This window comes from Mesorhizobium onobrychidis (genome assembly GCF_024707545.1).
Classification (GTDB): domain Bacteria; phylum Pseudomonadota; class Alphaproteobacteria; order Rhizobiales; family Rhizobiaceae; genus Mesorhizobium; species Mesorhizobium onobrychidis.
Genome location: NZ_CP062229.1, coordinates 2,271,882 through 2,292,470, shown reverse-complemented (window position 1 = coordinate 2,292,470; position 20,589 = coordinate 2,271,882). Strand labels below are relative to the sequence as shown.

Below are 20,589 nucleotides of genomic sequence, written 5' to 3'. Positions count from 1 at the left end.
CCGTCGACTCTCAGCTACTGCTTCACACCGTGCCGGAGACGTAGCTCGACGACCTCCACTTCGCGCCGCATTTCGGCCGCAACGACATTGAGTGCCGAGCCATCTGGGCGGAATCGACGTTGTCGTCAACCTTCTGGCTCGACCGCCCCCAGGGGTGGCCAACGGCCCGCCTACTTGCCGACCACAAGATGAAGGGACCACCTCCGGCACCGCTAGCATCACCTCTTGTAGTCAGGCGACTCGCGATCGACGCAGCGCAGGCACGCTTTCCATTCGAGTTCACCGTCGTAGCCGTACCAGTCGCTTTTTGCCATATCCGCCAGATGGCGATCGATCTCGGGTTGGCCAAGCGTCATCAGAGTTGCACCTGCGGCGCCGGCAGACTGAACCTCCAGTTGCACAGCGCATGCCTGGTCGAGATAGAATGAGCGGAAGAATGCTTCTCCCACAGTCCTGCCAAGAACAAAGGCGCCGTGGAAAGCCTCTACGATCATCGACTTGTTGTGGGCGGCTTTAAGGAGCCCGGACAGGAAGTCGTCGGTGCATTCGAACTCGTAGCGGGTGTAGCCAATCTGCTCGGCGCCACCAATCATAAGGAAGGCTTGGCTATAGGGCCGCAAACCCGCCGACTGCGCCGAAACGCCCATTATCGCCTTGGTATGTATGTGCATCACGCAGTTAATTTCGGGACGCGCTTCGAAGAATACCTTCGCGATCTCGGTCGCTGAAGGGTTCGGCTCGCCGTTCTCCGGGTTCATGTTGGTCCCGTTGAAGCCGACTTTGATCAGATTCGACGCTGTGATTTCCTCGTTGAAAAGGCCGTAGTGATGGGTCAGTAGCGCCTTCTCACCCGGAACGCGCGCCGCGTGCCATTGGTTGGTCAGGTCCGTCAATCGATACTTCTTGAGCAGGTGGTAGACCGCGGACAATTCGCGCCGCGTCTCCCATTCTGGCGCGTGGCACACGATCGGAGTCGATCGAGCGATCGCGCTAGCTTTGGTCATGGTGTTCTCCTTGTGTCGAGTTCTTGGTTCCGTTTCTCCTGTTGCCACATTTTACCTGCCGTTCATTGCATTGAAGTGCTCCAAAATTGACTTATTATGTACCCCATGACCTCCCCCACACAGCATACTGTCGGGCTGTTGCTTTTCCCGCGGTTCCAGCTTCTCGCCTATGTCATGGCGACCGAAACACTGAGGCTCGCAAACAAGGTCGCTGGGCACTCGGTGTTTCGATGGGAAACGCTAAGCCAAAACGGCGCGCCAGTGGCCGCCTCAAACGGCGTGCCGGTTGTGCCGTCTGGTCTCGTCGCCAACGCGGGGGACCTGTCGCTTCTTCTGCTGTGCGCAGGCTACGATCCTTTGGCAGAGGTATCGGAATCCACTAAGGCGTTGCTCCGAAAACGGGCTCGCTTGGGTGGGATGTTGGGTGGCCTCGACACTGGCACCGTCATTCTCGCCGAGCTTGGTCTGCTCGCTGGATATCGAGCCGTGGTTCACTTTGAAGCTGAGACCGGCTTTCGAGAGACCTATCCCGAAATTTCGCTCGAGACGGCAATCTATGCGCTTGACCGAGAGCGTTTGACTGCTGCGGGCGGAACGGCTACCGGGGACGCGATGCTTGCGTGGATCGCCAAGGTCACCTCGCCCGATCTGGCGGTCAGAACGGCGGAAGCTCTAATCCACGGGTCGATCCGGCCCTCGGGTGCTCCCCAAAGACAAAGCAAGCGCGTCCAGGGCAATCCGCACTTCCGACTGCTTGTCGCTCTGATGAAGGACCACCTCGAAGAGCCTCTCGCGATGGATGAGATCGCGCGCAGAAGCGGACTGGGCAAACGGCGTATTCAAGCGCTATTTCTGCGTCATGGCGGAAAAACCCCTTCTGCCTACTATTTGGACCTCCGCCTTGACCGTGCGCGCGATCTGCTGAGTTCGACGACCATGAGCGCATCGGCGGTCGGGGTGGCCTCCGGCTTTGCCTCACCGGAGTGGTTCTGCCGCGCTTACAGAAAGCGGTTCGGATTGCCGCCGCTCCAGCATCGAAAGTTACTCCTCTCGGGCATCGGCGCAGGTAGGTTCGAATGATAGGACCGCCTTAGGAAGCTCAATAGGCCTCTTAAGTGTACCGGCGATCACGTCGAGGAAATGGCAATGGCTGTCTTGGGTCAAAGCTACTAGTTCCAGCGAACGTCCGCTTACGAGCCGCCTAATCCGCCACGATGGGCCGGTTTGGTCAGTTCACCACGATACTTTCACCGACCCGAAGGTCCGCCATAAGGATCCTGCGGCCGGAAGCTGCCGGTCCGCTACCGGCCCGCTTCTGCCTTGATCTCTCGTTTCTCGAGTGGCCAATCAAGGCCGAGGAGAAACACGATGGGTTACTCGCGATTTGATCCCGCCACACACGGTCGCGCACCATGGAATATCGGAAAGACGGTAGGGACGAAGCGGCCACTCACCCAGAAACAGATATGGGCGATTCGCTTCTTTCTTGATCGCGAAGGGCGGCTTCGCGACCGAGCGCTGTTCGACTTGGCGATCGACAGCAAACTGCGCGGATGCGATCTGGTGAAGATCAAGATTGGTGATCTGGTCGCTGGCCCGGAAATCCGCACGCGTGCGATCGTCGTGCAGCAAAAGACAGGCCGACCGGTGCAGTTCGAACCTACAAGTGACGTACGCGCAAGCTTGCTCGCTTGGCTCGAACGCCGCGGCGGCACGATCAACGACCATGCGTTCCCGAGCCGGGTTGATCAGGCACACCACATGAGCACAAGACAGTATGCTCGCCTTGTCGATGAATGGGTCAGCGCGATTGGACTGCGGCGCCAGGAATATGGAACGCATTCGCTGCGACGCACGAAGGCCTCGATGATTTACAAAGCCACCGGCAACCTGCGCGCTGTGCAGATCCTGCTTGGACACACTAAGATCGAGAACACTGTCCGTTATCTTGGCGTCGATATCGAGGACCCGCTTGTGCTTGCCGAGCGGACTGAGATCTGACGTTGGGGGCGGTCGTTCGGCAGTGCTGAATGACCGCTTCCAGCCGGAGCAGTTCTACCCTCGATCCGACTTTGGTGGAAAGCGGAATGGCAGCTATTGATCAACACTGAAAACGATCCGGACATTCAGACCGCGCGACAGCCCGAACGGGCCAGCCCATCACCCGTCCCGATCGGGGCTTGGCATCGGGCACGGCAGCGCCGTCCTCGATCGCGATGGTGAAGTCGGGTTCGGGGGCGTCGTCGCTTTGCAGCAGGCCATGCCCGATGACGGTGCTTCGTTTGCCGGGCGTCGAGTCCGGCATGAAGCGATAGGTATTGGAATGACCGCGAAGAGTCTGGACGCGGACCGAAGTGACGCCCGGGGTCTTGAGCAAGGCCGCGCACAATGCATCGCAACGGCCCTCGAACGGGCGGGCGAGGAGAATGTCGCCCTTGAGCGCAATCGGTGCGCTCGACTGAATGTCCGGCTCCTTCAGGCTGGCCAGCGTGCCCCTCGCCCAGGTGAGGCCTGGCTGGGGATGGTCCAGAACAGTGCCAGCGTCGCGGCGCCCGACATGACGTTCAGAGGAACCCCTGAAAGGAAACTTCCAAGCAGCAAGCGGAACAGCGCGAAGGCGACGCCATACATGAGGGCCGTTGGCATCGACGCGAGGACGAGCCCCGGGATAATCAGGAAACTGCCGATGATGACCAGCCATGGCATTGTCAGCGCCACGAACGCGCCGATGCCGGTGATGATCAAGTAAGTCTTCAACCACATGCGCGGAACCTTACCGCGCAGGATTCAAAAAATGATAAAGCTACTGTTCTCGGGTCGGTGCCGTCTTTCGGGATCCGCCCGTTGACGAATCTCGTTACGCTCACCTCAAAAGCTGTCGATCGTCCGCCTTTGGGGACTCTGGCGCCTCCATCAGATGACCGACTCGGGTCGCAAGAGGAACGTCAGCTTTCTAGCCAATCGCGCCCGAAACCGGAAGGACAGCAGACGGCCCCCTAACGCGACGTTCGGAGATTGGCGCGGCGATGACAGCTCATGGCGCTGTCGAGGCGAAGTTCGCGTCAGCCGCTCATCGCACCGACAAGCGAGTTGGACGACCGACTCGGGTGGGAAAGCGGCCGTCTGACAGTCTCGCTCTCAGCAACGACGCGCCAGGAGCGTACCTTTTCAAAACGCGCGAGGACATTGCCGGTAGGCTTAATGCAAGTGTCCGTCTGGAAGATTGGATAACAGCCGTGCATGTCCTCCTGTCTAACAGGGTGTACGAATTCTTGAATTGGTCGAAGACACTCGCAAGCTGCCTTATGCCGGCAAATTTGCTATGTTGCTGTTGTCGTCGCGACCGGGCCCGAATCGTTCGACGGACGCTTACCAATTCTGAAGGAAAGACTGGCAATGTATCAACTGCTGCGTGAAGAAGCCCGACAGGCTGGCACCCCAATGGGGCACGATGCATTCCACAAGTCCTACATCCGATTTGTTGACCTCATTCAAGAGCGCAAGATGGGCGGCGTCAGGATAGTGGCTACGAAGTTGCCGCGTGATTGAGGAACGCCGCGCATTACCGACTCTGCTCGCCCGCGCCGACGAGGTGGAGCGGGCGGACATGCCCCGTTAAATTGATCTAGGCTGATTTATGAGTACACGGCTTAGCTCTCGTCACTGAAACCGAGCAGCGTTGCATGGCGTATGTGGCCGTGCTCGCCACGGAGATGCTTGACGCGCAGCTTCATCCCAGGCCCGACCCACTGCGTCGCCGGTCGCTTATTCATGGCTTTCGGAGGCGGTCCGGCGTGTTTCTGGACGCGATCCCACAATCGTTGCCGCATGTCGTGGCCCAAGGTGATGAAGGCGGAACCGACATATTTCCCGGTGCCTGGTTCGGCCAGCAGGGCGAATGCTGCCTTGCCCCGCTCGCGCTCGACGCCGAGCAGCTCGAATTCGTCGACCGTGAAGCTTTTTGTCTTCAGCCAGTTCGTCGTCGGGCCGCTGCGATATTTGCTGCCGCGGCGCTTTGAAACGATTCCTTCGATACCGGCCTTGTCGACCAGATAGAACACGGCATCGCCATCGCCTGGCATCTCCTCGCTGAACTGAATGCGGCTGCCGGCCGGTATCAAGCCATGCAGGATTTCCCGCCGGTCCTCCAGCGGCATGTCGCGCAAGTCGTGGCCATTTAGGTGCAGGAGATCGAAGGCGACGAAATAGAGGTCATGCTGGCGCCTGGTGATGGCCTTGCGCAGCGCGGCAAAATCCGAAAGGCCAGCTTCATTGGTGACGATCGCTTCGCCGTCGATGATAGCGCTGCCGATATCCAGTTCCTTCGCGGCGTCTACCAAGTCGCGATACTTGGCTGACCAGTCGATGCCGCTCTTGGTGTAGATTCGGACGTCAGGGCCATTGATGACGATCTGGGAGCGGTAGCCGTCGAACTTGACCTCGTGGGACCACACGTCGCCCTGGGGCGGCTTGGCGACCAAGGTAGGCATCATCGGAGGAATAAATTCTAGCCGGCCGCCGGCACTCACTCTTTTAGGCACCAAATTGATTCTAGGCTCATCCGTTTTGACAGCCAGAGGAACGGAACGTGACCATTTTACTAAATTAGCAAGGATGAATGTAGAGCTTATGGTAGAACTAGCCGGCGACCGCCCCAAACCCCCGCCGGTTGGGCCCGGCGGCTTCTCGTGATCCTTGAGGGGCTGTCGGGCCGCTCGAACTTAATTAGTGGAGCGTAGCAACCCCTCCTCCTCGGCAGCGGCCTCGAACGCCTTCCTTACATCGTCGGGCGTGCGCTCGCCTTTAATGAGAGCGACGCAGGCCTCGATGGCCTCCTTCCACTTAGGTCCCCGCTTGGTCCACTTCATGAGTTCCGCCGCGGCACCCTCGACATTGGTACATACGTAGGTGAACCCAGGTCGGTCGGTTCCGATGTAGACCGGAGGGTGAAACCAATGGATACCCATGAGGGTGCCGCCGCCATTTTCGCCTGAGTTAAGAACGGTTGGATCGCCAGCCATGGCTACCTCTGAATTATCATTGGCCGGCAAACGGGACGGGCAGCACTCGGTTCCGCCGCTGGGCTATGGTCGACAAGCGGTAAGACTGAAGTCCCTGCGTCATGGACATAGGGCTGAGGGCCGGCAACCAAGACCTTACCAACGCATTGGGATTGGGCCGCCGAGCAAAGTCCCTTCATCGGTGGTTCACCGGGTGCCCGGGTGCTCGCTGTTTGTCCCCCCATCGGCGGGCACCCGATATGACACCCCTAACAGCGGGAAGAACTGTGACCCTTATCCAGAGCAGACAGAATGTCGATGAGGTCGCAAGCCGACCCGCAAATGACAATCAAACTCCTGACCCAACAGATTTGTCGGGGGTTGATCTCGTTTCGTCGAGCGACGATGAGGTCGCTGCACTCGTCAGGCGAACAGAGCGCCTGGCCCTTGCCGTGATTATAGTAATGGCGATCTTCCTGATCCTTGCACCGGTGATCTTCATTGCACTGATGTATGGGATCTGAGATGTCCCGATTAGCGCTTCCAATTTCACGAACTAATTCGATTCTAGCGGCCGGCTTACATTAGCCAGAGTGAACGGAACGTGGTTCCGCAACTCCCGGGGTCGTGACCAAGTGCGCGTGCTTCTGGAAGATCGCAATCTTGTCGGGATAGGTAATCCGGATCTCGCGTCCGCATCCCTCGCACTTGTAGTGGGAAACGACCTGAAACCAGCTGCCGTTCTTGATGACGGCGAAATTGCATTGCGGGCATTGGAAGGTCAGGCCAACAGAGAATAGACTGGGGGAGAGGGACATTGCAGCGGCTCGCATTCTGAAGAGCTTGTAGGCGGTTGGCTAGTCCAGCGTCTCGACGACGAAGGATGCGGCAATCAAATCGTCGGCATCGATTCTGCCCTTGCCGTCCTCCATGACGGCTGCGACCTTTCGAAAGGTCTTCAGTTCACTCTCGGTAATCCGGGCGCCGCGCATCCTCTCATTGAGGTCGGAGACGCGCATTCGCAGCGCCTGGGACGCTCCAATCTCACGGTTCGACATGGTGATCACATTCCTCCCTTGATGGCTTCCCGCCGCACCTTTCGGCACGGCGGGCTGTCCTCCCAGTCGCTTTGGTCAGTCGATAATTTTGATGATCTTACGTGTGCCCGGATCAACGACAACGGTCCGGTTGTCGACGACCACGTAGCGGTATTCGGTGTCGGGAACTTCATGAAGCTCGACCGTATCGGGCAGGGTTGAGCCGATATTGAGCTCTATCCCAGGGATTTTCACCGATGCGAGCGGCTGCTTCTTCACATATTCCCTGATGACCGTCTCCTTTTCAGGCGCGATGATCACGTCCTGAGCGGCAGCGGCGCCGATACCTGCCAGCAGCAGAAATCCCGCGGCGAAAGTTGAAAGACGCGTTCTCATAAGTGCCTCCTCCATGTGAGTTCTGTTGCGCTGAACGGCATCGTCTTCGCGCCCAGCCCCACCCAACCTCGGGCGGCCGCAAATGTTCCTTGATTGGCCTTCGGTCTTCTCAAAGGTAGGACCTAAGTCTGACCTTGCTGTCGCAAAGGACGAGGACGGGGTACAGCCCGGAACCGCGACTGCCGTCCACTCGTTGCTCGCCAGGTGTTCCGGGAGGGAGATCATGGAGAATAGTGTCCACCAAGCTCGCTGGTTACTCGCTCCGGTGTTCGCCATATCGATCACGCTCCTGGCGATAGGGATCATCGTTAGCTAGGGGCCGCCCGATTTGAGATCTGCGCAGCTAAGTCCCTTCCTGCGCTGATAAGCGACCACCCGCCATTCCTCGATTTGGCGGGTGGTCCGCAGAAAAGAAAAAGTCTTATCTGCTCGCCCACTCGGAACCGCGGCTGCACGCAGTCGTTGCTATGGTCCTTTCAACGTGCCGTTCGCTTGAACCCTGGTAGGAATACGGAAATGGAAGACAACCAGAATCGTTTGTCGGTCGACGAGTACTACGAGATAGAACATTTCGCGCGAGAGAATGGAATCTCGCCGAGCCAGGTCAGCAAGCTGATCAAAAAGAACGGCAATGATCGGTCAGCCCTGACAAAAGCCGCGAGGGCGCTGCGGGAGGGTAGGTGAGATATCGGACCAACAACGAAGGCACGGGCTACAAGGGCAGGGACCACGACCGGCCGATCAAGCCCGAGGCAGAGCATTTCGAGCATTGCCCCGTGTGCGGTCAGGACTTCGACATGCGCGATCTCGGCCAGGTGCTTCACCATGCGGAGCCGGAGCACCAACCGCTCGAGCCTGTGAGTTAATGAGAGAAGCACGCGCCACCAGCGCGAAAGACAAATCCGACAGGAACCGCTTCGCGCAGCTTTATTGCCAGAGGCTGGGCGTAACGGAAACTCAAAGCGCGCTATGGAAGATACCAACCAGCGATGGCGCACGCTGCGAAGCCCAAAATTGAGAGCACAAAGATAACCAGGAACAACGGAACCACGGACGGCTGGCTGTCGAGGGCGGCGTCAGCTTTTTCCAGTTCCTCAACCAGATTGCGATCCCGCCTCGCCTTCGTGACCACCAAATCGTCCGGCCCAATTTTACCGTCGGTCTCTCTCGAAATCCTTTTCGCGATATCGGCTCGGATCACTGGATCGTCGGGCAGATTGCCCGGAAACCACTCAGGAAGTTTGTCGCCATCGTTCTTGCCCATGGCGCCAACAATGTTCTCTGCCTCACTTATGTTCCAAGTTTCTAATGTAAAATTTTGACCAAGGTTGTCGATTCCTCTTGATCTTCGGTGAACGGGCTCGCTTAAGCATGAGACTGAGCGCCTCTTGAGCCGCCGGCTTGATACGCTCGGGCCAGCCGGCCGCGATCAATTCATTGGCTGTTAGACAGGTTGAACTAAGTGTCCGCAATGGGTGGAAAGCGGACCTCGCTCTATGAGCACATTCTCGAAACGAATCGCTCAGGCTCGGTGAGTTATGAATCGCACTTTCGAGCCAGGAGTGATCAATGAGTAGCTCTCAAATGGAAAAATATGTCTGGGCATCGGTCCTATATTACACCGTGGCCGTGGTTGCATCTGTGCTTCTTGTAGCTGCCTTTATGAGCAATCTTGGTGGTCTGTGGGGCTTGCTTGCAATATTTGGGTATATCACGGCGATTATATCTCTTAATATCTGGCGACGCAGAAGACACCCACGAAGTGTCTATCAAGTAGAATTGGCCAAACGGAGACTGGACAACTAGTCACCAACGGATTTGATCGATTATAGAGCGGACTATTTGAACGAGGGTTGGCAACGTCCGCAACGGGTCGGAATCATCGATTTATGAGTTACGCCCTAGCTCACCGACCCAACGGCAGTTTCGACGCTGAGACAAGCTCGTCCTCGTCAGTGATACCGGACGTATAATTTGCCAGGATTCGGGACGCGAGAGCCTCACGTAGATGTTCGGAGTCGCCCTCCCTCTTGAGCCGGTCGAACACACGGCCCAGCGTAGCTACTTAAGATGCACTGAAGACGCCAAATTCTTTAGCTTTTCGATCGATCGGCATACCACCCCCTCCGGCTAAAGCATTCAAGCCTATGGCCGCTGGGTGGAGGCCGAGAAGAAGCTGAAGGATACCCCTGCCCTGCTCAGGACGCCGGCCGGCTACGTGCAGCCCTCACCCTGGCTTGCCATCTCCAACAAGAATGTCGAGCTGCACAAGTTCATGAGCGAGCTCGGCCTCTCGCCCGTGTCACGCAGTCGGGTGGCAACGACGCACCATATCGGACCCAAGCCATGGGAGTTCACCGGCGAGGGAAGAAGAATCTTCGGGGGCAGAGCTACGTCCGGCGACAGGATGGATGATGGGCTGGCCCGTTCGGGGTGTCGCGCGGTCTGAATGTCCGGATCGTTTTCAGTGTTGATCAATAGCTGCCATTCCGCTTTCCACCAAAGTCGGATCGAGGGTAGAACTGCTCCGGCTGGAAGCGGTCATTCAGCACTGCCGAACGACCGCCCCCAACGTCAGATCTCAGTCCGCTCGGCAAGCACAAGCGCGTCCTCGATATCGACGCCAAGATAACGGACAGTGTTCTCGATCTTAGTGTGTCCAAGCAGGATCTGCACAGCGCGCAGGTTGCCGGTGGCTTTGTAAATCATCGAGGCCTTCGTGCGTCGCAGCGAATGCGTTCCATATTCCTGGCGCCGCAGTCCAATCGCGCTGACCCATTCATCGACAAGGCGAGCATACTGTCTTGTGCTCATGTGGTGTGCCTGATCAACCCGGCTCGGGAACGCATGGTCGTTGATCGTGCCGCCCCGGCGTTCGAGCCAAGCGAGCAAGCTTGCGCGTACGTCACTTGTAGGTTCGAACTGCACCGGTCGGCCTGTCTTTTTGCTGCACGACGATCGCACGCGTGCGGATTTCCGGGCCAGCGACCAGATCACCAATCTTGATCTTCACCAGATCGCATCCGCGCAGTTTGCTGTCGATCGCCAAGTCGAACAGCGCTCGGTCGCGAAGCCGTCCTTCGCGATCAAGAAAGAAGCGAATCGCCCATATCTGTTTCTGGGTGAGTGGCCGCTTCGTCCCTACCGTCTTTCCGGTATTCCATGGTGCGCGACCGTGTGTGGCGGGATCAAATCGAGAGTAACCCATCGTGTTTCTCCTCGGCCTTGATTGGCCACTCGAGAAACGAGAGATCAAGGCAGAAGCGGGGCCGCCAACGGACAGTCCGCTCTTGATTTTGAAGTATGAAAAGTAGCCGTTCAAGGCGAGCGGGCCGCTCAGCGAATCGTACACTCTGTCGGCGGCCGGATTCCGGTAGCCAGGATCGCAATGCGGCTCCGTACGGCTGCCGCGTCACGTGTTGAACATCTTTGGTGCCGCTACGAGCGGCTGGGCCGCGTGGAGGCGAACTGCGACTTCGTCCGCCGCAATAGTCCGTCCGACCATATACGGGCGTGAGAACGGCATATCGGGCGTACGGAACTATTGAAAATGCTGGCCGTTAGGGTGTTCACCAATGCGAAGGGGCCAACGTGGAAACTGACGACGCTTCACCGATAGTCACAGGAGTTGAAGGCCTCGATCATGTCCTTCGAGGTGGGTACGCCAAGTTCCGATCTCATCTCGTCGAAGGCAGACCCGGCTCGGGAAAGACCACACTCGGGCTGCAGTTTCTGCTCAATGGCGCGCAGAACAAGGAGAGATGCCTCTACATCACACTATCCGAAAGTAAGCGCGAGCTGCTTTCGGTCGCGAGCCGACATGGCTTGAGCCTCGACGGCATAGAGATCCTAGAGCTTGTCCCTCCAGAGCTTAGCCTCGATCCATCCCAGCTCCAGACATTGGTCCATTCTTCCGATCTCGAGCTTGGTGAGACCGTGCAATCAGCGCTGGCTGAAATCGAGCGCCTCAAGCCAGACCGAGTCGTGTTCGATTCGCTATCCGAAATCCGTCTCTTGTCACAAGGCTCGTTGCGCTATCGGCGGCAAGTACTGGCACTTAAGAGCTTTTTCCTGCTCAGCAACGCAACTGTCCTATTGCTCGATGACCTGACCGCAGAACATGACGATCTAAATTTGCACTCGATCAGTCACGGCGTCATTAGGTTGGAACAGCTGTCGCCGGTGTACGGCGGAGAGCGACGGCGGCTGCGCGTCATCAAGATGCGTGGGGTACAAATCCGCGGTGGCTACCACGATTTCGTCATTCGGCCGGGCGGCCTGACCGTGTTTCCCAGGCTTGTCGCTTCCGAGCATGAGATGGTCGAGTATGGCCCGCCTGCCTCAAGCGAAACTTCAATTGACAACTTGGCTGGCGGAGGCTTGGAGCGCGGCACCAGCACCCTGCTTATGGGTCCCTCCGGGGTGGGAAAATCAACCATTGCCAGCGCTTATTGTCATGCTGCGCTCCTCCGAGGCGAGAGCGTCCTGGTGCTCTTGTTCGACGAGACAAAACGAATCTTCATGGCGCGCGCTTCAGGCCTCGGCATGAATCTGGAGGCGTTTGCCGAAGAGGGCAGATTGTTGCTGGAACAGATCGACCCGGCGGAGCTTTCGCCTGGTGAGCTGTCGGCGCGCATTCAGTCCGCCGTCGAACGGTCCAATGCAAGGATCGTTGTCGTCGACAGCCTCACCGGCTACCTTAACACCATGTCTGGAGAGCAGCATCTCGTGCTTCAAATGCACGAGATCCTTACCTATCTCAATCACAAGGGAGTGGTTACAATTCTGGTTTTGGCCAATCATGGATTGATTGGCCAAGTGGCAGCTCCTGTGGAAATGACGTATCTCTGCGATTCCGTCATGCTTTTGCGCTTCTTTGAGAGTGGCGGTCGCTTGAGGCGCGCTATTTCGGTCGTAAAAAGGCGCGTAGGCCCGCACGAAGACACCATTCGTGAGTTCAAAATCACCGCCGCTGGATTGGCTGTGGGTGAGCCACTGGAGGATTTCCGAGGCATCCTTACGGGCGTGCCTTCATTCGAGGGCAAGAAGGCCGACCTTCTCGAAGATGAGCCGTCCTGATGACACTGGACCCGGAAGTTCTTGTGCTTGCGCCGATAGGGCGTGATGGCAAGATTGCAAGTTCGATCCTCGCTGCCAGTCGGATCAGTTCATGCATCTGCTCGAGTCTCGACGAAGCAATGCCGCTTCTGGACCGCGCACATTGCCTTGTCGTTGCCGAGGAGGCACTGATCAGCGCCGATCGCAGTCTGTTTGCAGCTTGGCTCGAGAATCAGCCGGCGTGGTCAGATTTTCCAATCGTGCTTCTGACAATGCGTGGCACCGAGTTCGACAAGCGTCTTGCGTTTCTCGATCGTCATCTGATCGTGCTTGAACGGCCGTTTCTGGCCTCGAGTTTCGCCAACTCTGTGCGATCTGCTCTGCGCGCCCGCGCCCGCCAGATCGAGGTCAAGTCCTATATCGAACAGAAGCAGGAAGTGACCAAGCGGCAGAACCTGCTGATCCGGGAACTGCATCATCGCGTTAAGAACACGCTGGCCAATGTTAGGGCCATGATGGGCGCAACGGCCATGTCAACCGATAGCGTTGAGGAGTTCGTGCGTAATTTCTCGGCCAGGATCGTCTCACTGGCCGAAACGCATTCGATTTTGACGGACGACTACTGGCAGACCGCCTCTTTGAACAAACTTCTTGAGGGGGAACTCCGACATTACGAGACAGACGACAGCCCACGTATACGGCTTGAAGGACCGAACGTCGCGCTCATTGCCGACATTGCCGTACCGGTCGGCATGGCCCTCCATGAGCTTGCCTCCAATTCGGCGAAATTCGGGGCGTTGTCTCGGCCTGAAGGTCAGCTTGCCGTCTGTTGGTCAGTCGGCAGTTCTGGTGCTGGGCAGACGCTCAGCCTCGCCTGGCAGGAGCGCAACGGACCCCCGGTTCAGACGCCGAAGCGGCGGGGTTTTGGCACCGCGCTTCTAGAAAAGGTGGTCCCCGTGCAATGTGATGCCAAGGTTGAACTCGACTATCAACAAGATGGCCTGCGATTCACCTTGGTCCTACCGCTGCGCGAGACAAGGCTCGTGCCTTCCTACTCGTGAACCTCACCGCGGCTTCAAATTTGGCGATGGCCGGTTGAGCCCATGACTGGTACTGTGCTCTTCAGGGAAAAGAACAGGCCCCGAGATGACATCGGATTCAGAGAAGGCCGTTGATCAGTTGCTCGATACACCCGACCTTGCCACCGCGCTGGAAAGCGATCAGTTCAAAAAATTCCTCGACCAGGTGCCAATCGCGATTGCTGTTTCGGATTTGATTTGCCTACGATGAGAGCTTCGGCGAGTAGCTTCGCTCTGGGTTGGCATTCGCCTCGGCAGCGAGCCGCTGCTCACGAAGACGCGCGGTTTTCGCTTCACGATGACGCCGCTCTGTCTCGAGCGCGAGCTTCGCCTCGCGGTCGGCCCGCTCAAACTTCTCCTTGTCGACGCGCCGTTGAGTCATCTGCGAATTATCCTCATGACTAGCTCGGGATCAATGTCGATCGACCTGGTCAAATCGCCAACCATTCTCTCGGCAACTTCGGCCCACACATGTTCAGGCAGCCCTTCAGCCACCATAGCCTTGAAGGCACCCTTGATGACCGAATAGTCATGAGCAGAAACGGCGGCGCATTCCTCGCGTTTGTCCATCGCGGAACTCCTTTTAAGGGCGGGAGTACGATGTTCACTCTCAAGCACCGGCGCCCGTTCGATGTGCCAGCGACTCATCCACCGTGGGCCTTGAATGCCCGTCGGTCATTTGCATTTGATGTAGGTATCCCGGCGTCACACGTATTTGCGAAGAAGCTTGGTGCGGCCCCTTCTTCACGCTCCTAGCCGGCCTGGCCGATGCCGAATTTAGCGTCGAATCTTTGCAGAACTGCTAGTCAGAATTCGTCAATTTGTAATCGACCTTTCGCCGCGACGGCTGCGGAACAACTCTTATGCGGGGAAGTTGGGCTTCACTGAACTCTAATCAAAGGAAGCTCCAAATGTTTTTGCGCGTGGACAAGTTACAGATTGAACTACCCGCTCCTACCCAGGTGGATCCCAACGCGGGTGCCGCCCTGCAAGAATTGCTCGGGGGCAAATACGGTGAAATGTCGACCCTGGGAAACTACCTTTTCCAAAGCTTCAATTTTCGTAGCAAGTCGAAGCTCAAGCCCTTTTACGGCCTGGTGGCAGCAATAACCGCAGAGGAGCTTGGTCACGTCGAACTCGTCAGTAACGGCGTTACCATGCTGAACAACGGCCCTGACCTCGAAGGCGCGGATGAGAAGGACGGCGGGGACATCTCAGGCGCACCTTATGAGGCAATGAAGGACATTCGCCTGGCTGGGGCATTCTTCTCCAATGCCGGCGGGGCCATGCCGATGAACAGTAACGGTTCGTCCTGGAACATGGATTTTGTCACGACGACGGGAAATGTCATCGTTGATCTGCTCCATAATTTCCACCTGGAATGCGGGGCCAGACTGCACAAGCTGCGGGTCTACGAGTCCCTAACTGATCCGACCGGCCGTGAGGTTTGCGGCTATCTCCTCGTGCGGGGTTCGGTTCACGCGCACGCCTATGCGCTGGCAATCAAGAACCTGACAGGCATTGAAATCGAGAAGATGCTGCCGACTCCAAACATCTATCTCGGAAACATTCCGGAGTGCCAGAAATACCTTGATGAGGGTTCGCACCGACGGCTCTATACATTCAGTCCGGAGGACTACAAGGACATTGCCGGAATATGGGGACAGGGCGAAACGGCGCTTCCCGGTGACCCGCCCGGCGAGCTTGAAGTCATCGAAGGTATGCCTGATGGAGGTAAGATACACCAATTAAGCGGCGTGCCTTCTGCCTTCACTCCAGACTATGCACCCGAAGAAATGATGGAAATTGCAGCCAAGCTCTACAAAGCTTCGCGCTGATTTCTTAGCGCGGCCTAAAACGGCCGCGCGTTTCACCGGACACCGCCATTCGCGCCAAAGTAGAAGCGCACAACAATATTGCAAAGCATGGATGCGACCCGCGCTACTCGCGAGGCTTAGGAGCATCAGGGGGAATCGTCATGTTTTGGCCATCGGACTGGTGCGTCTTGTCGTTCACTTGGCCTCGGCGCCTCGTCAACCCAATTCCGTTGCGCGGCCTCTGTTTCCAGCGGCATCCTGAGAAAATCGGTCAGAGGGATCAGCACCCTCTTCGCTGGATACTTGGTAGCGCCGGTTTCCCGAGCATTGTTATGGTCAGCCATTGTCTCGCTCCATATGCCGATCTCGCAAAACGGGGTTCGCGCACGATGGGTAAGTTTCTACCGCTCTTGATCCGCTTTGTGGATGGACGCTTGATCACCGAGGCTGAGCTAGCATTGGCTGGGCAATGGCCGAACAAAGAGGCAGACGTCTACAGGGAGGCCGCTCGCCTTCTCGTCGCAGCAAGGGAAGGAACCTGTACGCCGGATATCGCCTTCATTGCGTTTGAGAAGGCGGCGCGGCAGGCGCGAGTTTAGCTGCGCGTGCTCCCGACTACCGTTAGTATGTCTAACGACTCCAATCTGATGTCAGGGTGAGTGACGCCTCGAAAATTTGCCGATCACCGTCGGTTCGGATTTTGACTGTGATCGTCACAAGATTGACATCCGGCATCTCGTCGTGTGCGATGTCGTGCAATATCCGAAGCGCCTCTCTTCTTGCTCGTTCGGGCGTCTCTAACAATTGCCCCTCGGTGTCCGTCTCTGGACCATCCGAGTCGTAGACGTCAAAATAGAAGCGCTGCATCTTCGGAAAACCCGACGCTATCATCGTGTTCTAATTCGGGTTGATCGCCATTGTTCCGCGGCGATGGCATTTCAGTATGATGGGGTGCATTGTAACAATTGTTAGTGTGCGCCATCTTCCGAAGGCCTAGAGTCCGAAGCCGTGCAGTGCGCTTCCAAATAACCTCTCGGCGATCGGCGTTCAGGCGCGATTGCTGGAGGCTAGGATGCTTGAGTCCCTATATCTCAACCTCGGCCAGCACGATGCCCTCTCCGATGCGGAAAAGGCTTTGTTGGCCGGCGCCATGTCGTTCGAGAAGGATTTTTCGACCGGACAGGACCTGGTTTCGGAGGGATCCAGGCCAACCAACAGCACGTTGATTCTTGAGGGCCTGGCCGCCCGCTATAAAGTGCTCGAAGACGGCGGGCGGCAATTCACCTCATTGCAGGTGCCGGGCGATTTTGTCGACCTTCACGCATTCCTTCTGAAAACGATGGACCACGGCATAGTGGCGTTGTCGCCCTGTCGAGTGATTATCGCAGAGCATAGCCGGCTGCGGGTCATCACAGAGGAAGCTCCACATCTGACCCGGCTATTGTGGCTTGATACTCTTGTAGACGGCGCGATCCACCGCGAGTGGATCGTGGCCATGGGGCGGCGGTCGAAGACAGCGCATCTTGCTCACCTTGTCTGCGAGCTTTTCGTGCGCCTGCAGGTCGTGAAGCGCACCAGCGGCATGAGTTTCCACCTGCCACTGTCACAGGCCGAGCTGGCCGACGTGCTTGGCCTGTCTGTTGTTCATATGAACCGGGTGATCGGCGCGTTGCGTAAAGTTGGGGTGATAAGCTGGGCGAACTACACTGTGACCATTTTGAACTGGCACCGACTGCAGGAAATTGCCGAATTCGATCCAACCTATCTCAGCATGGTGCGGGAGCCGCGGTGAATACTTCGCTCGGGTGTTTGTCAGATTTCCAGAAGGTAACCGCGCTGTCCCTGTGCGTGCCCTCAATCCGCTCGTCCGCCACGTCGACGTTGCAAGGCATGGATAATCACTTCGTAAACGCTTCCGATCTCTTCGTTGATGTCGCCACTGGCGATGCCTTGTGCACCCGCGGCCTTCATGGCGCTATCAGCCAAGTCGGTTACTACCAACACTGGATCACCGATCGCCGTCTCCGCGCGGGGAAGCAGGATCTGGACGAGGTGCATGGCGACTGCTCGCTGAAAAGCGGACAGATTCCAAAGAACGACGCGTTCCCTTGCCTGGTCGGAGCCGCTCGACCTTCGCGGGCCGGCGAGACAGTCGGCGAGCGATTTGCGCCGCCCGCCTAGCGCATCAGGCCCGCTGCCCGCAGGGCATCCTCGATGATCTTCTTCACGCCGGGTTGGCCCGATTCCGGGTGACGCGGGAACTGATGGATGGCAGTCGACTGTGGGGGCTTCGTCTTCGCATTTTCTATACCTGGCGCCGGTGACTGGGGCACTTGCGGCCTCGATTTCCGGGAGTCGCTTTCCTCCGTTGCCGCGATCCCCCAAAACTGCGCGATCTCGCGTGTGGAGGCGATGCCGACATCAATCATATAAGGCCCCGGAGCGCCGAGGCCGTTGCCGAGCGGCGTGCCGTGGCCCATCCCGGCGATCATGTTGATTTCGATCAAGGCTTCTCCCGCGGCGTTAAGCCAGACCTGCTTTTCGTGCGGTCCGGCAGCTTCCCGATGCGTCGGCGCTTTCTCAAGCCGGTGGACTCCCCGCCATTGGCCTGCGATCGCTTCCGCGTTGGAAGGCGAAACCGTGTGGTCAGCGGCACCGTGCCAAATCGAAATCCTCGGCCACGGTCCCCGATGATCCGTTGCGCCGCGGAGGGCCCGTTGCAGATCCTGTTCCGAAGGACCGCCGTGGCCGCGCATGCGATCGAAGGCCTCCGGGATTGTCGTTGCGCTGCCGTAGGGCAGGCCGGCAATTAACGCACCGCCGGCAAACACTTCCGGATAGGTCGCCAGCATGGCCGCTGCCATTGCGCCTCCGGCCGAGAGGCCGGTGACGAAGATTCGCCTTCGGTCGAGACCGTGGGTGACGACCATCGTCTCGATCATCTGGCGAATCGAAAGCGCCTCGCCCGAACCACGCTTGGTGTCGCCAGGCTGGAACCAGTTGAAACAGAGGTTCGGATTGTTGCCGCGTTGCTGTTCGGGAAAGAGCAGCGCGAAGCCAGCCTCGTCGGCGAGTGGGGACCAGCCGGAATGATGGTTATAGCCGGCCGCGTTCTGTGTGCAGCCATGCAGCACGACTACGAGCGGGGTGGCCTTGGATAGGTCATTGGGAATGTAGAACTTCGCTCCCAACCCGCCAGGATTGGTACCGAAGTCGGCCAGCGTCTGGAGATGGTCTGACGCACCGAGTTCGGCGGTATGCGTGGCATGTCGCGCCTGCAGCGCGGCGAGGCGGGCGATGGTCTCGGAGATTTTTCGCAATGGAGCCGTCCCTGTTCTGACGCCCGGAATGGACGGCAATCTGTGCAACGCGCGTGCAGCAATATCGTTGCTGCACTGCACAATAGCAAGGGAGAGCGGCGGGAGATGGAGTCCCGGCCGACCCTCTGGGTCGGCCGGGAGTAGAGGTCTTCAGCCTCGACTAGCTGTGAGATAGAGCGCGTCTTCTTCGTCGTCACGCTGCTTGCCGCCTAACGCAGCCGCTGCGCTGGCGATGAACGCACCGATGATGAGAGAAAGCGCGCCAACCAGCGCGAAGGTGGCGCCGGCTTTTCTAGCTGTGTCGGCTGCTTCCTGTGCTTGGACTTTGGCCGCCTCGACCTGAGCAAGCACCGCATCAACCCGGGCAGTAGCATCCGCTTGCGACAGGCCAGTGCGAGCGGCCACGAGTTGGCCTAGATAAGTCTTGTCGTCGGCCGAGACTTCGCCGGCCGCCGCACTCGTAATGAGGATGCGGGAAGCTTGTGCGGCTGCTGTCGCATCGCCCTCCGCGCCCGGCGCCGCCAGCCTGGAAGGATCGGTCGGGCGGAACAGCGCATCGACGAAATACGACGTCGCGTCGCTGCCTCCGTCGCTCGCGGCGTTTGCGGTCGCGCCTGCCGAGGCACCCATTGCTACTCCCGAGGCCACTGTCGAGGCCGCCTGAGCGCCGGTGCCGATTGCCGCGGACAGGGTCGAGCCGAGCACGAACACAACCAGCAGCGTGGCGAGTGCCCAAGCCATAAAGCCGTGTGCGGTATCCCGGAAGAAGGTCTCATCGCTGTGAATGCCGACCCATTTGGTGCGAAGGCGCCCGGTCAGATAGCCGCCCAGACCCGATGACAGCCATTGAACGATGACCAGCCAGATCGCGGTGGACACGGCAAAGGTCGTCACGCTGGCGCTCTCGTTGGACCATGCAGACACCATCGTGAGCCCGAGGCCGGACCCGAGAAGCATCAGGATGAACGTCAGGCTCGAGGCAGCGAAGGCGCCGGCGATGATCGGTCCCCAGTTGACTGCGGATGACGAGGACTCGACCGGCGCGGCGACGTCCGTCCCCAGGATGGTTGATGCCATGAATTCCTCCTACCGCATGAACAGCGCGAGAAGGATGATGATCGGAATAGGAACTCCGAGCAGCCAGAGTAGAATGCCTCGACCCATGATTGTCTCCTATCGAAAGAACGGATGTTGGAAGTAAAACAGCCACCCCAACACAGTTGGGGTGGCTGGTGTGTGATCAGGCGGCCTTGGCCATTTCGTTGGCCGAGGCGTCCGCCAATCCGGTGAGCGCCTCGTCTGTCATAGACTCTTCGCCGAGCGTCTGTTCGATCAGCTTGGCGGCGTCGCTCATGCCCAAAACCTCGGCCCAGCGCTTCAGCGTGCCATAGCGGGTGATCTCGTAGTGCTCGACAGCCTGGGCAGCGGAGATCAGACCGGCGTCCAGTGCGGGAGTTCCCTTGAACTCCTCCATAATCTCCTCGCCCTCCTCGATGATGCCGTCGATCGCGGGACACGTCTTGCCCTGTGCCCGCTTGCCAAGGAGCTCGAAAACCTGCTGCAGGCGCTCGACATGACCGTCGGTTTCGTCCTTGTGCTTCTCGAAGGCTGCCTTCAGATCGGCCGATGAGGCGGCGCGCGCCATCTTGGGAAGCGCCTTCAGGATCTTCTTTTCCGCGTAATAGATATCTTTGAGCGTATCGAGGAAGAGATCATCCAATGTCTTTTCTTTCGCCATGGCGGATTTCCTTTTGGTTCCAGCGTTTTTTTGTTGTCGTTCACGGGGTTGTGAAACGCATGCTCAACAAGCTCGCAACGCCGGAAAGGTTCCTTTGAGACGTCTCGCTGCACGTCACTCTGACTTCGTGGGTCAACCCC

General features: G+C 58.3%; 27 protein-coding genes and 2 pseudogenes. 14 read left to right on the top strand and 15 right to left on the bottom strand.

From position 1 onward, the window contains the following. Positions 1 to 218: 218 nt before the first annotated feature. The gene (locus IHQ72_RS11410) at positions 219 to 1,004 is read right to left on the bottom strand and encodes a class II aldolase/adducin family protein (RefSeq protein ID WP_258122515.1); all 786 of its coding nucleotides are present in this window, start codon (positions 1,002 to 1,004) and stop codon (positions 219 to 221) included. 105 nt (positions 1,005 to 1,109) lie between these two features. On the opposite strand from IHQ72_RS11410, the gene IHQ72_RS11405 reads away from it, so the two are divergent. After that, complete coding sequence (locus IHQ72_RS11405; RefSeq protein WP_258122514.1) at positions 1,110 to 2,084, top strand: GlxA family transcriptional regulator; 975 nt, start codon at positions 1,110 to 1,112, stop codon at positions 2,082 to 2,084. A gap of 288 nt (positions 2,085 to 2,372) precedes the next feature. Continuing rightward, entirely contained in the window at positions 2,373 to 3,005 is a 633-nt protein-coding gene (locus tag IHQ72_RS11400) for a tyrosine-type recombinase/integrase (protein ID WP_258122513.1), read from the top strand. A gap of 100 nt (positions 3,006 to 3,105) precedes the next feature. Here IHQ72_RS11400 and IHQ72_RS11395 read toward each other — a convergent pair whose 3' ends face one another. Then, the gene (locus tag IHQ72_RS11395; RefSeq protein WP_258122512.1) at positions 3,106 to 3,381 is read right to left on the bottom strand and encodes a hypothetical protein; all 276 of its coding nucleotides are present in this window, start codon (positions 3,379 to 3,381) and stop codon (positions 3,106 to 3,108) included. A gap of 98 nt (positions 3,382 to 3,479) precedes the next feature. Beyond that, a complete protein-coding gene (locus tag IHQ72_RS11390; protein ID WP_258122511.1) occupies positions 3,480 to 3,749 on the bottom strand; it encodes a hypothetical protein in 270 nt (89 codons plus the stop codon). A gap of 651 nt (positions 3,750 to 4,400) precedes the next feature. Between IHQ72_RS11390 and IHQ72_RS11385 the strand changes: the two genes are divergently transcribed. Next, the gene (locus IHQ72_RS11385) at positions 4,401 to 4,553 is read left to right on the top strand and encodes a hypothetical protein (RefSeq protein ID WP_258122510.1); all 153 of its coding nucleotides are present in this window, start codon (positions 4,401 to 4,403) and stop codon (positions 4,551 to 4,553) included. A 101-nt stretch (positions 4,554 to 4,654) separates the two neighbouring features. Here IHQ72_RS11385 and IHQ72_RS11380 read toward each other — a convergent pair whose 3' ends face one another. Together IHQ72_RS11380 and IHQ72_RS11375 are read right to left on the bottom strand one after the other, a co-directional pair. Continuing rightward, entirely contained in the window at positions 4,655 to 5,497 is an 843-nt protein-coding gene (locus tag IHQ72_RS11380; RefSeq protein ID WP_441338646.1) for an ATP-dependent DNA ligase, read from the bottom strand. 228 nt (positions 5,498 to 5,725) lie between these two features. Then, the gene (locus IHQ72_RS11375; RefSeq protein ID WP_258122509.1) at positions 5,726 to 6,025 is read right to left on the bottom strand and encodes a DUF982 domain-containing protein; all 300 of its coding nucleotides are present in this window, start codon (positions 6,023 to 6,025) and stop codon (positions 5,726 to 5,728) included. Positions 6,026 to 6,291: 266 nt separating this feature from the next. Here IHQ72_RS11375 and IHQ72_RS11370 point away from each other — a divergent pair, with 266 nt between their 5' ends. Next, complete coding sequence (locus IHQ72_RS11370) at positions 6,292 to 6,528, top strand: hypothetical protein (RefSeq protein WP_258122508.1); 237 nt, start codon at positions 6,292 to 6,294, stop codon at positions 6,526 to 6,528. A gap of 333 nt (positions 6,529 to 6,861) precedes the next feature. On the opposite strand, the gene IHQ72_RS11365 is transcribed toward IHQ72_RS11370, so the two are convergent. Further along, on the bottom strand, positions 6,862 to 7,062 hold the full coding sequence (locus IHQ72_RS11365; RefSeq protein WP_258122507.1) for a hypothetical protein: 201 nt from the start codon (positions 7,060 to 7,062) through the stop codon (positions 6,862 to 6,864). A gap of 75 nt (positions 7,063 to 7,137) precedes the next feature. Next, complete coding sequence (locus IHQ72_RS11360) at positions 7,138 to 7,437, bottom strand: DUF1236 domain-containing protein (RefSeq protein WP_258122506.1); 300 nt, start codon at positions 7,435 to 7,437, stop codon at positions 7,138 to 7,140. A gap of 516 nt (positions 7,438 to 7,953) precedes the next feature. Between IHQ72_RS11360 and IHQ72_RS11355 the strand changes: the two genes are divergently transcribed. Both IHQ72_RS11355 and IHQ72_RS11350 read left to right on the top strand, forming a co-directional pair. After that, positions 7,954 to 8,121, top strand: coding sequence for a DUF3606 domain-containing protein (locus IHQ72_RS11355; protein WP_258122505.1), 168 nt, complete (start codon positions 7,954 to 7,956; stop codon positions 8,119 to 8,121). Continuing rightward, the gene (locus IHQ72_RS11350) at positions 8,118 to 8,303 is read left to right on the top strand and encodes a hypothetical protein (protein ID WP_258122504.1); all 186 of its coding nucleotides are present in this window, start codon (positions 8,118 to 8,120) and stop codon (positions 8,301 to 8,303) included. The genes IHQ72_RS11355 and IHQ72_RS11350 overlap by 4 nt, the downstream gene beginning before the upstream one ends. Before the next feature lie 101 nt (positions 8,304 to 8,404). Here the strand turns inward: IHQ72_RS11350 and IHQ72_RS11345 are convergent, their stop codons facing one another. Next, positions 8,405 to 8,701, bottom strand: coding sequence for a hypothetical protein (locus IHQ72_RS11345; RefSeq protein WP_258122503.1), 297 nt, complete (start codon positions 8,699 to 8,701; stop codon positions 8,405 to 8,407). Between the two features lie 894 nt (positions 8,702 to 9,595). On the opposite strand from IHQ72_RS11345, the gene IHQ72_RS11340 reads away from it, so the two are divergent. After that, the gene (locus IHQ72_RS11340) at positions 9,596 to 9,886 is read left to right on the top strand and encodes a P27 family phage terminase small subunit (RefSeq protein ID WP_258122501.1); all 291 of its coding nucleotides are present in this window, start codon (positions 9,596 to 9,598) and stop codon (positions 9,884 to 9,886) included. A gap of 125 nt (positions 9,887 to 10,011) precedes the next feature. Here the strand turns inward: IHQ72_RS11340 and IHQ72_RS11335 are convergent. Next, positions 10,012 to 10,645 (bottom strand): annotated as a pseudogene (locus IHQ72_RS11335) (tyrosine-type recombinase/integrase). A gap of 383 nt (positions 10,646 to 11,028) precedes the next feature. On the opposite strand from IHQ72_RS11335, the gene IHQ72_RS11330 reads away from it, so the two are divergent. From IHQ72_RS11330 to IHQ72_RS11320, 3 genes and pseudogenes are all read left to right on the top strand, one after another. Next, the gene (locus IHQ72_RS11330; protein WP_258122500.1) at positions 11,029 to 12,516 is read left to right on the top strand and encodes an ATPase domain-containing protein; all 1,488 of its coding nucleotides are present in this window, start codon (positions 11,029 to 11,031) and stop codon (positions 12,514 to 12,516) included. Further along, positions 12,516 to 13,556 carry a sensor histidine kinase gene (locus IHQ72_RS11325; protein ID WP_258122499.1) on the top strand — a complete coding sequence of 347 codons (1,041 nt, stop codon included), beginning with the start codon at positions 12,516 to 12,518 and terminating at the stop codon, positions 13,554 to 13,556. The genes IHQ72_RS11330 and IHQ72_RS11325 overlap by 1 nt, the downstream gene beginning before the upstream one ends. A gap of 85 nt (positions 13,557 to 13,641) precedes the next feature. After that, positions 13,642 to 13,770: pseudogene (locus IHQ72_RS11320) on the top strand (histidine kinase); the annotation flags it as partial. Between the two features lie 6 nt (positions 13,771 to 13,776). Here the strand turns inward: IHQ72_RS11320 and IHQ72_RS11315 are convergent. Beyond that, positions 13,777 to 13,956 (bottom strand): hypothetical protein, encoded by a 180-nt coding sequence (locus IHQ72_RS11315; protein WP_077383392.1) that lies wholly within the window; start codon positions 13,954 to 13,956, stop codon positions 13,777 to 13,779. Further along, a complete protein-coding gene (locus IHQ72_RS11310) occupies positions 13,953 to 14,144 on the bottom strand; it encodes a hypothetical protein (RefSeq protein ID WP_077383391.1) in 192 nt (63 codons plus the stop codon). Before IHQ72_RS11310 ends, IHQ72_RS11315 begins: the two co-directional genes overlap by 4 nt. Before the next feature lie 341 nt (positions 14,145 to 14,485). Between IHQ72_RS11310 and IHQ72_RS11305 the strand changes: the two genes are divergently transcribed. Beyond that, entirely contained in the window at positions 14,486 to 15,412 is a 927-nt protein-coding gene (locus IHQ72_RS11305; RefSeq protein WP_258122498.1) for a manganese catalase family protein, read from the top strand. Positions 15,413 to 15,552: 140 nt separating this feature from the next. Then, positions 15,553 to 15,990, top strand: a complete 438-nt coding sequence (locus IHQ72_RS37065) for a DUF982 domain-containing protein (RefSeq protein WP_374120346.1) — start codon at positions 15,553 to 15,555, stop codon at positions 15,988 to 15,990. A 31-nt stretch (positions 15,991 to 16,021) separates the two neighbouring features. On the opposite strand, the gene IHQ72_RS37060 is transcribed toward IHQ72_RS37065, so the two are convergent. Then, positions 16,022 to 16,258: a DUF6894 family protein gene (locus IHQ72_RS37060; RefSeq protein ID WP_123150106.1), complete on the bottom strand. Its 237-nt coding sequence runs from the start codon at positions 16,256 to 16,258 to the stop codon at positions 16,022 to 16,024. 205 nt (positions 16,259 to 16,463) lie between these two features. Between IHQ72_RS37060 and IHQ72_RS11300 the strand changes: the two genes are divergently transcribed. Together IHQ72_RS11300 and IHQ72_RS11295 are read left to right on the top strand one after the other, a co-directional pair. After that, entirely contained in the window at positions 16,464 to 17,183 is a 720-nt protein-coding gene (locus IHQ72_RS11300; protein WP_077383388.1) for a Crp/Fnr family transcriptional regulator, read from the top strand. Further along, on the top strand, positions 17,180 to 17,572 hold the full coding sequence (locus IHQ72_RS11295) for a hypothetical protein (RefSeq protein ID WP_244602957.1): 393 nt from the start codon (positions 17,180 to 17,182) through the stop codon (positions 17,570 to 17,572). The genes IHQ72_RS11300 and IHQ72_RS11295 overlap by 4 nt, the downstream gene beginning before the upstream one ends. Here the strand turns inward: IHQ72_RS11295 and IHQ72_RS11290 are convergent. The 3 genes from IHQ72_RS11290 to IHQ72_RS11280 all read right to left on the bottom strand — a co-directional run bounded on the left by IHQ72_RS11290 (position 17,569) and on the right by IHQ72_RS11280 (position 20,449). Beyond that, positions 17,569 to 18,711 carry an extracellular catalytic domain type 1 short-chain-length polyhydroxyalkanoate depolymerase gene (locus tag IHQ72_RS11290; protein WP_258122496.1) on the bottom strand — a complete coding sequence of 381 codons (1,143 nt, stop codon included), beginning with the start codon at positions 18,709 to 18,711 and terminating at the stop codon, positions 17,569 to 17,571. The genes IHQ72_RS11295 and IHQ72_RS11290 overlap by 4 nt on opposite strands. Positions 18,712 to 18,861: 150 nt before the next feature. After that, entirely contained in the window at positions 18,862 to 19,788 is a 927-nt protein-coding gene (locus IHQ72_RS11285) for a hypothetical protein (protein ID WP_258122495.1), read from the bottom strand. Between the two features lie 163 nt (positions 19,789 to 19,951). Next, complete coding sequence (locus tag IHQ72_RS11280) at positions 19,952 to 20,449, bottom strand: YciE/YciF ferroxidase family protein (protein WP_027153941.1); 498 nt, start codon at positions 20,447 to 20,449, stop codon at positions 19,952 to 19,954. Positions 20,450 to 20,589: the final 140 nt, after the last annotated feature.

Excerpts from the sequence above, each read along its gene's own strand:
- IHQ72_RS11410 (WP_258122515.1), bottom strand. The coding sequence starts at position 1,004 with ATGACCAAAGCTAGCGCGATCGCTCGATCGACTCCGATCGTGTGCCAC.
- IHQ72_RS11405 (WP_258122514.1), top strand. The coding sequence starts at position 1,110 with ATGACCTCCCCCACACAGCATACTGTCGGGCTGTTGCTTTTCCCGCGG.
- IHQ72_RS11400 (WP_258122513.1), top strand. The coding sequence starts at position 2,373 with ATGGGTTACTCGCGATTTGATCCCGCCACACACGGTCGCGCACCATGG.
- IHQ72_RS11385 (WP_258122510.1), top strand. The coding sequence starts at position 4,401 with ATGTATCAACTGCTGCGTGAAGAAGCCCGACAGGCTGGCACCCCAATG.
- IHQ72_RS11380 (WP_441338646.1), bottom strand. The coding sequence starts at position 5,497 with ATGATGCCTACCTTGGTCGCCAAGCCGCCCCAGGGCGACGTGTGGTCC.
- IHQ72_RS11375 (WP_258122509.1), bottom strand. The coding sequence starts at position 6,025 with ATGGCTGGCGATCCAACCGTTCTTAACTCAGGCGAAAATGGCGGCGGC.
- IHQ72_RS11365 (WP_258122507.1), bottom strand. The coding sequence starts at position 7,062 with ATGTCGAACCGTGAGATTGGAGCGTCCCAGGCGCTGCGAATGCGCGTC.
- IHQ72_RS11360 (WP_258122506.1), bottom strand. The coding sequence starts at position 7,437 with ATGAGAACGCGTCTTTCAACTTTCGCCGCGGGATTTCTGCTGCTGGCA.
- IHQ72_RS11355 (WP_258122505.1), top strand. The coding sequence starts at position 7,954 with ATGGAAGACAACCAGAATCGTTTGTCGGTCGACGAGTACTACGAGATA.
- IHQ72_RS11345 (WP_258122503.1), bottom strand. The coding sequence starts at position 8,701 with ATGGGCAAGAACGATGGCGACAAACTTCCTGAGTGGTTTCCGGGCAAT.
- IHQ72_RS11325 (WP_258122499.1), top strand. The coding sequence starts at position 12,516 with ATGACACTGGACCCGGAAGTTCTTGTGCTTGCGCCGATAGGGCGTGAT.
- IHQ72_RS11315 (WP_077383392.1), bottom strand. The coding sequence starts at position 13,956 with ATGACTCAACGGCGCGTCGACAAGGAGAAGTTTGAGCGGGCCGACCGC.
- IHQ72_RS11310 (WP_077383391.1), bottom strand. The coding sequence starts at position 14,144 with ATGGACAAACGCGAGGAATGCGCCGCCGTTTCTGCTCATGACTATTCG.
- IHQ72_RS11305 (WP_258122498.1), top strand. The coding sequence starts at position 14,486 with ATGTTTTTGCGCGTGGACAAGTTACAGATTGAACTACCCGCTCCTACC.
- IHQ72_RS37065 (WP_374120346.1), top strand. The coding sequence starts at position 15,553 with ATGTTTTGGCCATCGGACTGGTGCGTCTTGTCGTTCACTTGGCCTCGG.
- IHQ72_RS37060 (WP_123150106.1), bottom strand. The coding sequence starts at position 16,258 with ATGCAGCGCTTCTATTTTGACGTCTACGACTCGGATGGTCCAGAGACG.
- IHQ72_RS11300 (WP_077383388.1), top strand. The coding sequence starts at position 16,464 with ATGCTTGAGTCCCTATATCTCAACCTCGGCCAGCACGATGCCCTCTCC.
- IHQ72_RS11285 (WP_258122495.1), bottom strand. The coding sequence starts at position 19,788 with ATGGCATCAACCATCCTGGGGACGGACGTCGCCGCGCCGGTCGAGTCC.
- IHQ72_RS11280 (WP_027153941.1), bottom strand. The coding sequence starts at position 20,449 with ATGGCGAAAGAAAAGACATTGGATGATCTCTTCCTCGATACGCTCAAA.